Annotated in this window: 16 protein-coding genes; 15 read left to right on the top strand and 1 reads right to left on the bottom strand. The window is 39.6% G+C overall.

Annotated elements, in window-relative coordinates; genetic code table 11:
- The first annotated feature begins 2 nt into the window (after nucleotides 1–2).
- The 3 genes from CEF13_RS21695 to CEF13_RS21685 all read left to right on the top strand — a co-directional run bounded on the left by CEF13_RS21695 (nucleotide 3) and on the right by CEF13_RS21685 (nucleotide 2,632).
- Nucleotides 3–743 carry a glycosyltransferase family 32 protein gene (locus CEF13_RS21695; RefSeq protein WP_102713913.1) on the top strand — a complete coding sequence of 247 codons (741 nt, stop codon included), beginning with the start codon at nucleotides 3–5 and terminating at the stop codon, nucleotides 741–743.
- Between the two features lie 37 nt (nucleotides 744–780).
- Nucleotides 781–1,386, top strand: coding sequence for a sugar transferase (locus CEF13_RS21690; RefSeq protein WP_102716494.1), 606 nt, complete (start codon nucleotides 781–783; stop codon nucleotides 1,384–1,386).
- Between the two features lie 109 nt (nucleotides 1,387–1,495).
- Entirely contained in the window at nucleotides 1,496–2,632 is a 1,137-nt protein-coding gene (locus tag CEF13_RS21685) for a DegT/DnrJ/EryC1/StrS family aminotransferase (RefSeq protein ID WP_243864405.1), read from the top strand.
- A gap of 474 nt (nucleotides 2,633–3,106) precedes the next feature.
- Here CEF13_RS21685 and CEF13_RS28905 read toward each other — a convergent pair whose 3' ends face one another.
- Nucleotides 3,107–3,280, bottom strand: a complete 174-nt coding sequence (locus CEF13_RS28905; protein ID WP_166742746.1) for a PglD-related sugar-binding protein — start codon at nucleotides 3,278–3,280, stop codon at nucleotides 3,107–3,109.
- A gap of 205 nt (nucleotides 3,281–3,485) precedes the next feature.
- Between CEF13_RS28905 and CEF13_RS21675 the strand changes: the two genes are divergently transcribed.
- From CEF13_RS21675 to CEF13_RS21620, 12 genes are all read left to right on the top strand, one after another.
- On the top strand, nucleotides 3,486–4,673 hold the full coding sequence (locus tag CEF13_RS21675; RefSeq protein WP_102713909.1) for a nucleotidyltransferase domain-containing protein: 1,188 nt from the start codon (nucleotides 3,486–3,488) through the stop codon (nucleotides 4,671–4,673).
- 30 nt (nucleotides 4,674–4,703) lie between these two features.
- Complete coding sequence (locus CEF13_RS21670; protein ID WP_102713907.1) at nucleotides 4,704–5,921, top strand: glycosyltransferase; 1,218 nt, start codon at nucleotides 4,704–4,706, stop codon at nucleotides 5,919–5,921.
- Nucleotides 5,918–6,961: a glycosyltransferase gene (locus CEF13_RS21665; RefSeq protein WP_102713905.1), complete on the top strand. Its 1,044-nt coding sequence runs from the start codon at nucleotides 5,918–5,920 to the stop codon at nucleotides 6,959–6,961. Before CEF13_RS21670 ends, CEF13_RS21665 begins: the two co-directional genes overlap by 4 nt.
- A gap of 3 nt (nucleotides 6,962–6,964) precedes the next feature.
- Entirely contained in the window at nucleotides 6,965–8,122 is a 1,158-nt protein-coding gene (locus CEF13_RS21660) for a polysaccharide pyruvyl transferase family protein (protein WP_102713903.1), read from the top strand.
- Nucleotides 8,123–8,129: 7 nt separating this feature from the next.
- Nucleotides 8,130–9,323, top strand: a complete 1,194-nt coding sequence (locus tag CEF13_RS21655; protein WP_102716492.1) for a glycosyltransferase — start codon at nucleotides 8,130–8,132, stop codon at nucleotides 9,321–9,323.
- 11 nt (nucleotides 9,324–9,334) lie between these two features.
- Nucleotides 9,335–10,519 (top strand): glycosyltransferase, encoded by a 1,185-nt coding sequence (locus CEF13_RS21650; protein ID WP_102713901.1) that lies wholly within the window; start codon nucleotides 9,335–9,337, stop codon nucleotides 10,517–10,519.
- 23 nt (nucleotides 10,520–10,542) lie between these two features.
- Entirely contained in the window at nucleotides 10,543–11,715 is a 1,173-nt protein-coding gene (locus CEF13_RS21645) for a glycoside hydrolase family 88 protein (RefSeq protein WP_102713900.1), read from the top strand.
- Nucleotides 11,716–11,788: 73 nt separating this feature from the next.
- The gene (locus CEF13_RS21640; RefSeq protein WP_102713898.1) at nucleotides 11,789–12,790 is read left to right on the top strand and encodes a ketoacyl-ACP synthase III; all 1,002 of its coding nucleotides are present in this window, start codon (nucleotides 11,789–11,791) and stop codon (nucleotides 12,788–12,790) included.
- A gap of 26 nt (nucleotides 12,791–12,816) precedes the next feature.
- Complete coding sequence (locus CEF13_RS21635) at nucleotides 12,817–13,050, top strand: hypothetical protein (protein ID WP_102713896.1); 234 nt, start codon at nucleotides 12,817–12,819, stop codon at nucleotides 13,048–13,050.
- 4 nt (nucleotides 13,051–13,054) lie between these two features.
- On the top strand, nucleotides 13,055–14,113 hold the full coding sequence (locus CEF13_RS21630) for a 3-oxoacyl-ACP synthase III family protein (RefSeq protein WP_102713894.1): 1,059 nt from the start codon (nucleotides 13,055–13,057) through the stop codon (nucleotides 14,111–14,113).
- A 20-nt stretch (nucleotides 14,114–14,133) separates the two neighbouring features.
- A complete protein-coding gene (locus CEF13_RS21625) occupies nucleotides 14,134–14,895 on the top strand; it encodes an SDR family NAD(P)-dependent oxidoreductase (protein WP_166742745.1) in 762 nt (253 codons plus the stop codon).
- Nucleotides 14,886–15,521: an acetyltransferase gene (locus tag CEF13_RS21620; RefSeq protein WP_102713890.1), complete on the top strand. Its 636-nt coding sequence runs from the start codon at nucleotides 14,886–14,888 to the stop codon at nucleotides 15,519–15,521. The genes CEF13_RS21625 and CEF13_RS21620 overlap by 10 nt, the downstream gene beginning before the upstream one ends.
- The last annotated feature ends 8 nt before the right edge of the window (nucleotides 15,522–15,529 follow it).

Genomic DNA, 15,529 nt, shown 5'->3' with positions numbered 1-15,529 from the left:
CTATGAGTACTGCTGAGCAAATTCCTCGTATCGTGCATTACTGTTGGTTTGGACGAGGAGAGAAGCCAAAAATGATGATCAAATGCATGAAAAGCTGGGAAAAGTATTTAGGCGGTTATCAATTTATGGAGTGGAATGAGAATAATTTCGATATTTCCTCCAATCGGTATGTGAAGGAGGCTTATGAGGCAAGGAAATATGCATTCGTCAGTGACTATGTTCGTCTACACGCACTTCAGCGGTACGGAGGCATTTATTTAGATACGGATGTTGAAGTGATTAAGCCGCTGGATCCTTTTCTGCAGCATGATGCTTTCTCCGGGTTCGAGGACCAGAAGTTTCTTCAATCCGGTACGATGGGGGCTGTGAAAGACCATTTTTGGATCAAGGAGTTACTGGATCATTATGTTAACAGAAGTTTCCTTCTTCCAGATGGTTCCATGGATACAACGACGAATACCGCGGTTATTACAAAAATTTGCGCAAAGCACGGTCTTATCCAAAATGGCGAATACCAGGTGCTGAGCAATGGAGTAACATTCTATCCAAGAGCATATTTCAGTCCATACGATTATATCAATGGTGGCAACTACATAACGAATGAAAGCCATTCTATCCATCATTTCGCACAATCCTGGCTTCCAGCGCATGTAAGAATAAGAGGAAATGTGAAAAGAGTAGTAAGCCGCATTGTCGGTCCAAAAGTAATTTCCAAAATGAGAGATATGCTGTCGTCGCACTAACCAAAACCCTAATCAAAATCAGGAGTCCGAACTTATGATAAAGCGTTTATTTGATTTCGTTGTTTCAGTCTTATTGCTGGTTGTTTTATCGCTGCCTATTCTAATCACCGGCATATTGGTTAGACTTAAATTGGGTTCACCGATTGTATTCAAGCAGAAGCGTCCAGGACTGCATGGCGCGCCTTTCCTTGTATATAAGTTCAGGACGATGACGGATGAGAAGGATAGCTTCGGTGAATTGCTTCCGGACCACCTTAGACTAACTGTATTTGGCAGCTTTATGCGGAAATTCAGTCTGGATGAGCTTCTGCAATTCATCAATGTTATTAAAGGCGAACTAAGCCTAGTCGGGCCGCGTCCGCTCCTAATGGAATATTTGCCACTCTACACCGAAGAGCAGGCAAAGCGCCATCAAGTAAGGCCGGGAATAACTGGTTGGGCTCAAATACATGGACGAAATGCAGTTTCATGGGAAGAAAGATTTAAGCTTGATGTATGGTATGTGGAGCACCACAGTCTATTATTGGACTTAAAAATACTGCTTTTAACCGTAAAAAAGGTTATTCGATCCGAAGGAATAAGCAATGAAGGTTATGTAACGATGCCTGTATTTGAAGGTACCGTAAATAAGCTTGAAGCATAAGGTCGTTTTGAAGCAGCGTATGGCTTCAAGACGGCTATTATTTTTAATAAGGATGTGTGGAGACGTGTCTGTAGAAAAAAACAATAAGATCTTATTATCTGCACCGCATATGAGTGGAAATGAAAGAAAATATATTGACGAGGCTTTTGATACGAATTGGATAGCACCGCTTGGTCCGCATATTGATGCGTTTGAGAAAGAAATTGCTGCATATACAAATGTGAAGGATGCAGCAGCAGTAAGCTCGGGAACTGCTGCCATTCATTTAGCTCTACAATTGTTAAATGTAAGAAATGGAGATAAAGTATTTTGCTCCAGCTTTACCTTCGTTGCTAGCGCTAATCCGATTTGCTATTTAGGGGCAGAGCCGATCTTTATTGATTCTGAGCCTGAAACATGGAATATGTCCCCGCGAGCCCTGGAGCTGGCCATAAGAGATGCTTTGAAGGAGGGCTGGCTGCCGAAAGCAGTCATAGTGGTTAATCTGTACGGACAAAGCGCAAAAATGTCTGAATTAATGACGATATGTAATCAATATGATGTACCCGTTATAGAAGATGCAGCAGAGTCGCTCGGTTCTACATATAAAGGAAAACAAAGCGGATCTTTCGGCAAATTTGGTATTTTTTCGTTTAATGGAAACAAAATTATTACAACCTCGGGCGGTGGAATGATTGTATCCGATGATGTGGAATTATTGAGGAAAGCCCGATTCTTAGCGACTCAAGCTAGAGATACTGCACCTCATTATCAGCACAGCACGATCGGATATAATTATCGCATGAGCAACTTGCTTGCTGCTGTAGGCCGGGCTCAGCTAGAGGTACTAAACGAGCGAGTGGAAGCAAGAAGGGCGGTTTTCAAAAAATACGAGGAAGCATTCCTGAATCGGAGCGGCATACACTTTATGCCTGAGCTGGAATACTCCAAATCCAATCGCTGGTTAACTGCTATGACCATTAATGAGCAAGAAACGGGAGTAACTATTCCTATGTTGCTTGAAGCATTGGCGGAACAAAACATTGAGGCTCGTCCCGTATGGAAGCCGCTTCACATGCAGCCTATATTCACAGGAGCAAGATTTTATGCTCATTCCGAGGATAACGCTGTATGCGAGCAGCTATTTAAAACGGGTATTTGCTTGCCGTCAGGCTCGAGCATGTCGGTTGTTGATCAAGTCAGAGTTGTGGATTGCATAAATGAAGTATTGAATAATTGCGGCAGCCAATCTGCGCAAACGGCCTAAATCCAGTTATCAGAGACATCGCTCTCCAGCTTCTCGAGTTCGAATGGCCCGAGCAGGTGTTCCGTAAGTAACTTGGAAAGAGTAAATATCGGATATAACGGTTGAACCTGCACCAATGATAGTGTGCTCACCAATCATTCGGCTGTGAATGATATTTGCTCCTATGGAAATGACAGAATAATTGCCAATATGGATGTTGCCTCCTGTTGCTGTGTTTGGAGCTAGTGTAACAAAGCTTCCAAGTTCCGAGTCATGACCCACTGATGTATTTGGGTATAGCACGCAATGTTCGCCACTCAAAGTATCGCTGTTAACAACAGAATCGGTCATAATGACACTGTCGGCACCGAGTACGACTGTTTTTTCTATGGAATAAAAAGGATAAATTGCACGTATAAACGTGAAGTCAGGATGAAGGGTTACAATACACGCAGCAATTTTAGATCGGAGCTAGTTATCTCCGACTGCGATGATTTAGCCTATGATTGATTCAAGCTTCATCACCCAACACTTCATAGCCATAAACCAAAGTGCAGGCTTTTTAAATCCATCCAACAAGCCGATAATTCGATACAGAGATGCTTTTTCTATGGTATCAATAACTGCTTTTGCATGACCTCCAGCACCATAAACAATAATATTTTGCAAAGCGTAGACCTCCTATTTCTATTTACATTGTTGCAATGATCTCTATCATTTTTATCAGTTTTTAAATCATCTTTACTAACTATACAGGATCTTCTTATGAATTGACATAATTTATAAGAGGTGGTATTCTGTACATGTGTTCTTTTTATAGAACAAAAATAAGGGATTTGTTCTTTATTGGATAATCGAAATGAAGGAGAAACTCATGAATAACGATGTCACTGTCCATACGCATGACTTAACTAGCGAGCTGAGATTGCTCCTTGCGCTCCTCGCAATGGACCAGGATGCTGATCTTACGTTTGAGATTAGTGAGCTTCTGCGTGAAGCAGACTGGAATCAATTTATTAAGTTGGCGAGGCATCATCGAGTCTTTCCATCCATAAATAGAACGATGCAAGCTAGGAGATTCGAGGGTATACCAACCTTTGTCAAGCAGCTGTTTCATCGAGATTATTATCGAAATACGCTGCAAATGCTGGCGTTGTCCGGAGAGATGGAGCAGCTCGCAAAATCGTTAACGGATAAAGGCATTCGTTCGTTATTTCTTAAAGGTCCCGTTATTGCAGCAGACCTGTACGGAGATGTATCCTTGCGCACCTCTTGCGACTTGGATCTGCTCATTCCGCTAAGTGAGCTGGAGCAGGCTGAAGCGCTGTTCATTGAGCTCGGTTACGTGAAGGATGATTATATCGAAAGTGTATTGAATGATTGGAAGTGGAGACATCATCATATTATTTTTAATCATCCAACAAAAGATATAAAGGTAGAGGTACATTGGAGACTAAATCCATTTCCTTCAAAGGAGCCATGCTTCGATGAGCTATGGGAAAGAAAAAGAGTGAGCTCCTTAATTAGCCGGCCAATCTATTATTTAGGACGGGAGGATCTTTTTCTATTCCTTGTGTCTCATGGCGCAAGACATGGCTGGTCCAGATTGCGTTGGCTGCTCGACATCAAATATTTAGTTAATCAGAGAATGGATTGGCCTAAGCTTGTTCGTTTGTTGAAGAAGCATCATTATTTGCATCTTGGGGGGCAGGCGCTGTTCCTAGCTTCACGCTTGCTATCTATACCGCTTCGGGAAGAGATGAAGCCGCTTCTAACAAGCAGAAGAGCGGAATGGCTAGCGGAGGATGCCATGTTCTATGTACATAGAATGATTAATTTACATACGCCTCCTATTCCTAAGGATGTGGATGCCTACCATAAGAGATATTTGTTTTCATTGCTAACGAACGGACAAAGGGTTCGCTTCATGGCCAGCTTCTTCTTTCCTTACCCGGAGGATGCTAAGACATTGCCTCTGCCAAAGCCTATTCATTTCTTATATTTCCCATTGCGCCCGTTTTTATGGCTTTGGAGAAAAACTCGAAAACAAGCTTACTCCTAAGAGAGGAGCAGAGATGAAGGGGGTGCTGAATTGAAAAGTCTATTGATTGCTTCCTATGATATGGAAGTAGGCGGTGTAGAAAGAAGCCTCGCAGGCCTTCTGGATGAATTTGATTACAGTCAGTATGATGTGAATCTCATGCTTTACAGGCATCAGGGAGATTTCATGAGCCTTCTGACAGGCAAAGCTAAACTTCTTGATGAAATACCGCAGTATGCCACCTTTCGTCAATCGATAGGAGGAACTTTCAGAAATAGACAGCACGGCATAGGCATCTCAAGAATTCTTGCAAAGGTTCATGCTGCTCTAAATGGAAAAATAAAGGGAATTGAGGATACGGGCTATCATCAGATGCAATTAATGTGGAAATATGCACTGCCGTTTCTTCCTCAAGAGCGAAGGCATTACGATGTAGCGATCAGCTATCTTTGGCCGCATTACTATGTGGCAGAGAAGGTTAGTGCAACAACCAAAATTGCTTGGATACATACCGATTTCTCTACAATCGCTACGAACCCAAAGCTAGATCTGGAGATGTGGAGCAAGTTTGATTACATTATGGCCGTATCAGAAGCTTGCAAGCAATCATTTTTAGAGAAGTATGGATCACTGAACGAAAAAGTCGTCGTTTTGGAAAATATTATGTCGCCAGCCTCCATTAGTACGATGGCTGCTGAAGCGGCAGATACGAACCCTATGATTAAAGATTCACGGTTTAAGCTGCTTACGGTAGGCAGATTGTCGCATGCGAAAGGAATAGATAATGCGGTCAAGGCGATGAAGCAGCTTGCAGATAAGGGCTATGATGATTTGGTTTGGTATATTGTTGGCTACGGCGGTGACGAAGCAATGATTCGTAAGCTTATTGCAGGCTTCGGTCTAGAAAACTGTTTTATTCTACTAGGGAAGCAAACGAACCCTTATCCCTATATGAGTGAATGTGATTTATATGTCCAGCCTTCCAGGTATGAAGGGAAGGCAGTAACCGTGACGGAAGCTAAGATACTTGGCAAGCCTATTGTGATTACCAATTATCCTACGGCAGCCAGCCAAGTTACGCATGAAAGGGATGGCTTTATTACAGAATTGTCAGTAGAAGGAATCGCAGCTGGCATCGAAAAGCTGTATTTAAACAATGAGCTTAGAGCTCGTATAGCTGACAACTGCAAGCAGCATGATTATAGCAATGGTTATGAGCTGAATAGGCTCTATGAACTAATCGGAGCAGAAGGGAGAAGTATCAGTTGACTATCAAGGTGAGCGTTATCGTACCGATTTATAATGGCGAGGCCTATTTAAGCGAATGTGTAGAATCCCTCCTTAGCCAAACGCTTAAGGAATGTGAGTTTATATTTGTAAATGACGGCTCGACGGATCGGAGTGCTGAGATCGTGGAGCGCTATCGAGAGACAGATTCACGTATAACCGTCATTTACCAACCTAATCAAGGTGTTAGCGTAGCTAGAAATAAGGGGATACAAGCAGCAATGGGACAATATATAGGCTTTGTGGATGCGGATGATTACATTGACGCCGATATGTTCGAACTGCTCTATGACGGAGCCTGTTGTGGAAATTGTGATGTTGTTTTCTCCAACTTTATAAGCGAAATGGATGGTCATGAGGTCATTACTCAGTACGATATCCCGTCAGATGTGGTGCTATCGTCAAGCTTCATCCGTCAAGAAGTACTGCCTGCCTTATTGAGAACGGATGAATGGAATACAGTTTGGAATAAGATTTATAGGCTTCAGATATTACGAAAAAATGATTTAAAATTTCCGGAAAAAGTGGCTCTTGGAGAAGATGGCATGTTTAATATGCTGTTCTTTAGCCATATTCAAACGTTGAAATATATTAATTACTCTGGCTATCACTATAGGGAAGTAAGTGGCAGCGCAACAAGAAGCATGGGACGGAAGGATTATTTCTCAAGAGCGCTGGAGGTTTATGAGTCAGAACTGCCGGAGTGTTACATGGACTTAATCGACGGGTTCAAAGTGAATCAGTTTAAATCGATAAAGCTTATTCACAGTGTAATAGCCAATATCCATATTTATTTAAAGCCATCCTCAGAGATGGGGATCATTGCTCAAATACGTTATGTCAGAAGGATGATTGGTCATCAGCAAGTGCAGCTCGCTCTACCTATTTACTATAGGGAAATGGGAATTTCTTTGGATAGATATAAGAAATTAATCGTTCGCCAAATTGAGCGGAAGTCCATATTGGGATTGTATTTCCTAACGGCGTACAGCAGGTTCAGAAATGCGAAAAATGGGGGTTAAGTAATGAAGATTATGATGTTTGCCCACGGTGGCAGCCAGAATAGGGGCTGTGAAGCGATTGTTCGTTCTTCAACAGCTATCTTAAAAGAACGAATAAGCGAAGCGAAGGTATACTTAGCTTCAACTAAGCCTGATACGGACAAAATAATTGCTACGCTAGACGGCATATATGATGGCTCCGATCTTAGAATTAAGAAGTACTCGTATGAATGGATGATATCCGCATTAAGAGTGAAACTATTTAAGGATGAGTCTTATGCGCTCGGGAAGATTCATCACAATATTATCAAAAATATTAATGGAATGGATGTCATTCTGTCTATCGGTGGCGACAATTATTGTTATGGAGAACAGCCAGGCTGGTATGAAATTGATCGACGGGTTAAGGCTCAAGGAAAGAAGCTTGTTCTATGGGGTTGCTCCATCGGAGAAGAGGATATGACACCGAGAAAGCTGGAGGATTTGAAGCTGTTCGATTTGATTCTTCCTCGCGAGACGCTAACCTATAACATGCTCGTAAGCAAAGGTCTGAAAAATGTGAAATTATGCGCTGATCCCGCTTTTACGATGGAGAAGGAGGAGCTGGAGCTGCCGATAGGCTGGCAAGAAGGGAATACTATCGGGCTTAATTTCAGTCCATTAGTATGGAAAAGGAACAAGCAATCGCAATCCGCTGTAGACGAGCTGATCAAGCATGTTTTAGTTACGACCGATATGACCATTGCGCTTACTCCTCACGTCATTATGGACGGAAATAATGATAATGAAGTATTAAGTGGCTATTATGAAGCTTTTAAGCATACAGGAAGGGTCATTTTGCTACCTGACAACTTAACGGCTATTCAGTATAAGGGCTACATCGCTAGAATGAGATTTTTTATTGGTGCCCGAACGCATGCGACGATTGCTGCTTACTCCAATTATGTACCTACTATGGTGCTTGGCTACAGCGTCAAATCAAAAGGGATAGCCAAAGATATTTTCGGTGAAGAGAAGCTGGTACTCGGTATTGATGAATTATCCGATAGCGCGCGACTAGTCGGGAAATGCGATGAAATGATTAGAGAAGAAAAAGAAATTAAAAAAAAGCTAAAGCAAGCTATTCCGAGCATTCAGAAGATGTCGTACAAAGCAGTTGAATATTTAAGTGAGTTAGCCTGAGGTGAATATGAAAAAAAAATTGCTATTTGTCATACCTAGCCTATCTGCTGGCGGAGCCGAACGAAGCTTAATTAATTTACTAACACAAATCGATTTCAATAACTATGAAGTTGATTTATTTATGTTTAATCATGAAGGTATTTTTATGGATTTGCTTCCTCAGAATGTACATGTTCTGCCTTTATCGAATAACTATAATCGCTTTGTAAGGCCTGTTTGGAACTCGGTACCATATTTTATACTAACACGAAATACTGAACTGGCCTATAGCAGGATTATGTTCAGTTACAAGAACAGAATGTCAAGAAGCGTTAGCATTAAAGAGCAGAAGGGATGGAAATACGTCGCGAAGTCTATTGATAAAATAGATAAGCAATATGACATTGCTATTGGTTTTTTAGAAAAAACATCCATTTATTTCTGCACAGAGAAAGTTAATGCTTTTATTAAAATAGGTTGGGTACATAATGATTATGACAAACTAGGCATGAATCCTAATTTTGATTTGCAATATTTTAAACGTCTGGATTATATTGTTACGGTCTCTGATGAGTGCGGAAATATATTGAAACGGATATTTCCAAATCAAAGTGAAAAAATTTATGTTATCCACAATATAGTGTCACCAGCAATAATAAACCAATTAGCGGATAAAGAAGTGCAGGATGTTTATGATCGTAAAAAAGATGAATTTGTTATTGTTTCAATAGGTCGATTACATGCTCAAAAAGGTTTTGAACTTGCGATCCAATCCTGCAAGCTTCTAGTGGAACGCGGAATTATATTTCAATGGAATATTATTGGTGAAGGGGAAGAGCGGCAGAAGTTGACCGAACTTATTGCAGCGGAGGGATTAGAGCAGTATATAAAGCTGCTTGGACTGAAAGCTAATCCATATCCCTATATTAAACAAGCAGATATATACGCTCAGACTTCATGGTACGAAGGAAAAGCGATTGCAATCGATGAGGCTAAAATTTTAAATAAACCTATTGTTATTACCGATTTCAGCACAGCCAAAGATCAGATTCGAAACGGGTTTGAAGGGCTTATCGTTGATATGAATGCTGATGCTATAGCGAATGGAATCAGTACACTTATTTATGATAAAGAAACTAGAGAACGATTGACGGAGCATCTGTCACAACTTCAATTGGGAACAGAAGAAGAGATTAATAAATTATATAAACTTCTCAGATAGGTGGATAGACCGTGAAAAAAAATCTGTTATTCGTTATGAATAATCTACAATGCGGTGGAGCTGAGAAATCACTATTATCATTATTACAGACGATGGATTATTCTAGATACAATGTTGACTTATATTTATTCAAACATGAAGGTATTTTTTTTAATAAGCTTCCGAAGGCAGTGAATGTACTAGAAATGCCGTATTTATACAGATATTTTGATATGTCAATAAATAGAGCTGTTATAGATTGCATTAAAAAAGGTAGATTTAAATTAGCCTTTTCAAGATTAAGAGCGGGTTACATTTTTTTTACTGAGAAAAACCCGGCCAGACGCGAACAAAGAGCTTGGAAATATGTATCTAAATCTATGCCGGTACTTCAGAAAGAATACGATGCTGCGATCGGCTTTCTTGAGAAAAACCCCGTTTATTTTGGTATAGAGAAAGTAAAAGCGGATAAGAAGCTCGGGTTTATTCATAATGATTATGACAAGTTGCAAATGGATTCGGTAATTGACAGCCATTATTTTGAACAACTGGATCATCTCATCACCGTATCAGATATATGCGGGGAAGTATTGGAGCAAAGATTCCCGCAGTTTAAACATAAAGTAAAGATAATAGAGAACATTGTATCACCCTCCTTAATTCATACGATGTCATTGGAGGCAAGTGATTTATTTAATGTCAAGAATACATTCCGTATTTTATCAATTGGGAGATTGAATGATCAGAAAGGATTTGATATGGCGATTGATGCATGCAAGAGGCTTGTTGAGAGTGGATATGCCGTGAACTGGTTTATCATTGGAGAAGGCGAAAACCGAAGCTGTTTGGAACAGCAAATTGAGCAGAACCAGCTTCAAACTCATTTTCATTTGCTTGGTTTAAAGGAGAATCCTTATCCCTATCTGAGGGAAGCCGATATCTATGTTCAGCCATCTCGTTTCGAAGGGAAATCGATCGCAATTGATGAAGCGAAAATTTTGAACAAACCGATTATTTTAACAAATTTCAGTACGGCAAAGGATCAAATCATTCATAATCATAATGGGCTAATTGTTGATATGACGGCTGAAGCTATATTTGAAGGTATAGAACGATTAATTGTAGATGTGAGTTTAAGAAGTGCTCTGAGCAAACAGCTGTCCAGCGAAATTCTTGGAACTGAAACGGAGATTGAGAAATTATACGCCTTGCTCTAAGTGATTATGAAGGAGAGAAGAAAATGATTGAAGCTCTAGTGGTTATATTCATTACAGCGATCCTTATTATTGTATCGCTTGATGTCCTGCCTATCAGCAAGGATTGGTTAGGCAGAATTCATATTGGAAGATATAAAAACAAACAGGAATGGAATCAATCCATAACGCAAATAGGCGTTAAATGGCTTAATCATACACCCAAAATAAAAGTAACGGATAATACACGTCTCGTTGCTATCGATATGCTCAAAGGAAACTATTCTAAAAGTGTCATTCAGCATTGGCAGGAAGCCTCCTTATTGCTTGGTTTGGCAGAATGCCTTGAAAATGCTGAAAATCATAAGCTTAGAAAAGGTGTAGAGCAATATTTGAAATCCAAGTTTGATGCTCATGGACAGTGGCTTATCAAACCCGAGTATGTTGATTCCGCTATTCTAGCGTATGGTGTGATGAAGCTTGAAGGTGATGCAAGCGACAGATTCAGGCTTGCTTATGACAGCGTGTGGGAGCTGATCCAATCGCATATCGGCGAAGACGGTACCGTGCAATATAGGAAATTTATGAAGGATTATCGCTACGTAGATACGATCGGCTTTATTTGTCCGTTTTTAGTTGCTTATGGAATAAGGTATAACAAGCCGGAATGCGTTGAGCTTGCTGTAAAGCAGCTTGAGCAATATGAGCGCTTCGGCATGTTGGAGAATCATTATATTCCAAGCCATGCCTATCGGTTGAATAACACTTTGCCGCTTGGTTTGTATGGCTGGGGAAGAGGGCTTGGGTGGTTTGCGATTGGACTAATAGATGCTTGGCGTGAGTTGCCTAATGACCATGAATCAAAGACGGTATTGAAGAGCTTCGTGAAAAAGTTAGCTGATGCGATTCTTTCCTTTCAAGGACCGGATGGTAATTGGAACTGGACAGTCACCCGTCCCGAAACTAGGCCCGATTCATCATCTACCGCTACATTGGGCTGGTTCTTGTTGCAAGCTGCTGGAATAGAAGAGATTGCTGAAGAATGCTCGGAAGGCGTAGAACGTGCCGTTAGTTATCTCATGAAGGTAACGAGAAGAAGTGGCGCGGTTGATTTCTCGCAAGGGGATACAAAGGATATAGGTGTTTACTCCATGTTATTCAATATCTTGCCTTTTACGCAGGGTTTTTGTATACGTATGATTAACCGCTACAGCAATTAATAGGTTTTGTAAGAAAGTTTTGAACAATAGTGGTTTCCCGATAGTTGGTTAATTATGCATTGGAGGAAAAAAAATGCTGAAAAGCAACATAAAGGCTATAGAATGCTATTTCCCTCAAAAGAAAGAGTATAACTCTATAGAAGATAAGTTGACAAATAAGATTGGTATTTATACTAGAAACATTGCTGGCGAGGATGAATCTGCATCAGATCTAGCATTTAAAGCCGCTGAAAAATTGTTCGAGAGACAAGTGTGCAAACGAGAAGAGATTGATTTTTTAATATTTTGTACACAATCCCCAGACTACTTACTACCAACGACTGCATGTTTACTTCAGGATAGATTAGGACTTTCTACAAGTTGTGGTGCATTTGATTTTAATTTAGGATGTTCAGGATTTGTATATGGTTTATCGTTGGCAAAGGGACTGATTGAAACGGGTTTAGCCCGCAACGTACTTCTCTTGACCGCTGATACTTACAGCAAGTATATAAATCCAAAAGATCGAAGCGTTAAAGTACTATTCGGAGATGCAGCCGCCGCAACCTTAATTACTGGCGTAGAATCAAATACCGATATGATCGGGCCTTTTGTCTTTGGTACAGATGGGAGAGGTAAAGAAAACCTGATCGTACATGCGGGGGGTGTGAGAGAACCGATATCAGAGAACTCTTTGATTGAATCAATTGATGAATTCGGAAATGTTAGGTCGAGAAGTAATCTATACATGAACGGTCCTGAAGTATTTAATTTCACATTAGAAGCAGTACCGGATGCTTTCCAATCATTATTAGTAAAATCTGGATTATTGATTGATGATTACAGTATGTTTGTTTTTCATCAGGCAAACAAATATATGCTTGAACATTTAAGAAAAAGACTGCGAATTCAAGTTGGGAAATTTTCGTATTGTTTGCAAGACTGCGGAAATACAGTATCCTCTACAATTCCCATTGCATTAAAACAAGAATCAGACAATAACACAATTTCAAGTAATGGGAAGGTTATGTTATTGGGTTTCGGAGTGGGGTACTCTTGGGCTGGTTGTAACATTTTATATAATAATAAATATTAATTAAAAGAAGAGGATTGGTGACAATTATGAACAAACAACAATTTATTTCTGAATTTGAGGAAAACGTATTAATGGTAGAACCTGGAACTATTAATGGTGAGATGATTCTCGAAGAAATTGAAGAGTGGGATTCTATGGGGATTGTTTCTACATTAGCTTTAATAGACGGCCTTAATGTTCGAGTTAGCGCAGATGTTTTAAATAAATGTATAACTGTTAACGACATTATTTCACTAGTTACGGATAAATTGGAGGAGTAGTGAAATGGCGAGATTAGTTTTGGAGAACATATCTATAAGGGGTATAGTCTGTGCCTTGCCTAAGAATAAAATTAATATTAACGATTTGAACGATTCTTTCTCTACTAAAGAAATTAATAAAATATCCAGGATGACGGGAGTTAAAAGCTTTTATCGCGTGTCAGAAGATCAAACTACTTCTGATCTATGTATATTAGCAGCTGAGAGACTACTGACTAGTTTAGAATGGGATAAATCAAATATTGATGGAGTCATATTTGTTAGTCAGACCCCCGATTATGTGTTGCCTGCAACAGCCTGTGTCATTCAAGCAAAATTAGGATTATCGGAAGAATGCATAGCTTTCGATATTAATTTAGGCTGCTCCGGATATGTGTACGGAATGATGGTAGCTGCTCAGCTTATTCAAACGGGGAATTTGAAAAGAGTTCTGTTGCTTGTAGGAGACACGATTAGTAAGATCATTTCTCCAGAGGACAGATCTGTGAATTTCTTATTTGGTGATGCAGGCTCCGCTACAGCATTGGAATTTGAGAGAAATGTTAGCGGTATTTCAGTTGTAGCGGGTACTGACGGCACTGGCGAGAAAAATTTAATAACTCCAGCAAGAGGTTTTAGAAATATTCGGACAGGTGATGCAAATATTCGTAAACAGGCAACTGATGGGAATATTCGTTCCGAGGAAGACTTATATATGAATGGTTCTGAAATTTTTAATTTCACATTAGATCGTGTACCTCAATTAGTTGCAAATATATTAGAAACACATGGTTGGGAAACAGATGATGTTGATTATCTTGTTCTTCATCAAGCTAATAAATTTATTCTGGATTATTTAGCAAATAAGATGGATATTGAAAAAAAGAAAATTCTAAGCAATATAGAGGAGTACGGAAATACAAGTTCCGCTTCAATTCCATTGTTGATTACTACTTTATTAAGGGACAGAGTACTTTCGAATAAACCAGTTAATTTATGTTTAGTTGGTTTTGGCGTTGGATATTCATGGGCAGCTTCTGCATTGACGGTTCAAGGCCTGAAGTGTGTCGAAGTAATTAACTAAATATAATGAATCGAGGGAATATGGAAAATATATTTAATTTACAAAATAAGTTAATTTTAATTACGGGGGCTTCATCAGGAATTGGAAAGCAAACAGCTAGAGTATTAGCCCATCATGGTGCTCGGTTAATTCTCGTTGGTCGGAACAAAGAAAAATTGGAAAGTACTTTAAGGTTGCTTCCCGATCATGACCATATTATGGAGACATTTGATTTAAATGATATTGATGGTATATCCAAATGGTTGAAGAGCTTGGTCAATAGAATTGGAAGTCCGCTCAATGGAATTGTACATTCAGCAGGTGCACATGCAACCATTCCTATAAGAATGTTAAATACTAAAAATATATCTGATGTATTCGATGTGAATCTTTTTGCAGGCTTATCTTTGCTTAAAGGTTTTTCCGCAAAAACAAATTTTGCTGAGAATGCTTCCTTCGTCTTTCTTTCATCTGTAATGGGTGTAGTAGGACAGCCAGGTGTGATCTCTTACGCCGCTAGCAAAGGTGCAATCAATGCTGCTGTAAAATCAGCAGCATTGGAATTGGCTAATTTCGGATTAAGAGTTAATAGTGTTGTGCCAGGGGTTGTAGAGACAGAGATGTGGGGACAATTAATGGACTCCGTACCCAATGAGCAAATTGATATTATAAGAAAAAAACATCCTTTAGGTCTAGGGAAACCAGATGATGTAGCTAATGCTATATGTTTTCTATTGACGGACGCCTCACGTTGGATTACTGGAACAAATTTGGTAGTTGATGGAGGATACACATGTCAATAAAGAAACTAATTATTATCGGTGCTGGTAATTTTGGAAGGGAAATGTTAGCATGGTCGCTAGCTTCTGAACTGTTTAATAATTGGAAAGTATTTGGTTTCATTGACGATGATCTCGAAGCATTAAATGGATATAATGTCGGCTACCCAATTGTATCCACAATAAATGAATATCTTCCTAAAGAAGATGATGTTTTTATTTGTAGTATCAACAATCCAAATGTGAAATTAGAAGTTTGTGAGAAACTGAAATCTATAGGAGCAAAATTCATTAATATAATTCATCCGATGGCAATTGTAGGTCCTAATTGCACTATAGGGGAAGGTGTAATATTATGCCCATTCTCTATGCTAACTTCACATGTAAATCTGGGTAATTACGTAACAATAAACGCACATAGCACTATTGGTCATGATGCTGTTCTAGGGGATGGTTGTACTTTAAGTGGTCATTGTGATATTACTGGCTTTGCTCATTTGGAGAAAGGCGTATTTATGGGAAGTGGAAGTCGCATTTTGCCTAAGGCTCATATTGGGGAATATGCTTTTATCGGTGCAGGCAGCGTTGTATTAAGAAAGGTTAAAGCGAAAAGAAAGGTATTTGGTATTCCAGCTCAATACATCGATTAAGTTTCATG

The organism is Paenibacillus castaneae, assembly GCF_002884445.1.
In the GTDB taxonomy this organism is placed as follows: domain Bacteria; phylum Bacillota; class Bacilli; order Paenibacillales; family Paenibacillaceae; genus Pristimantibacillus; species Pristimantibacillus castaneae.
The sequence above is the reverse complement of the archived record's forward strand: the minus strand, read 5'-3'. Positions and strand labels throughout refer to the sequence as shown.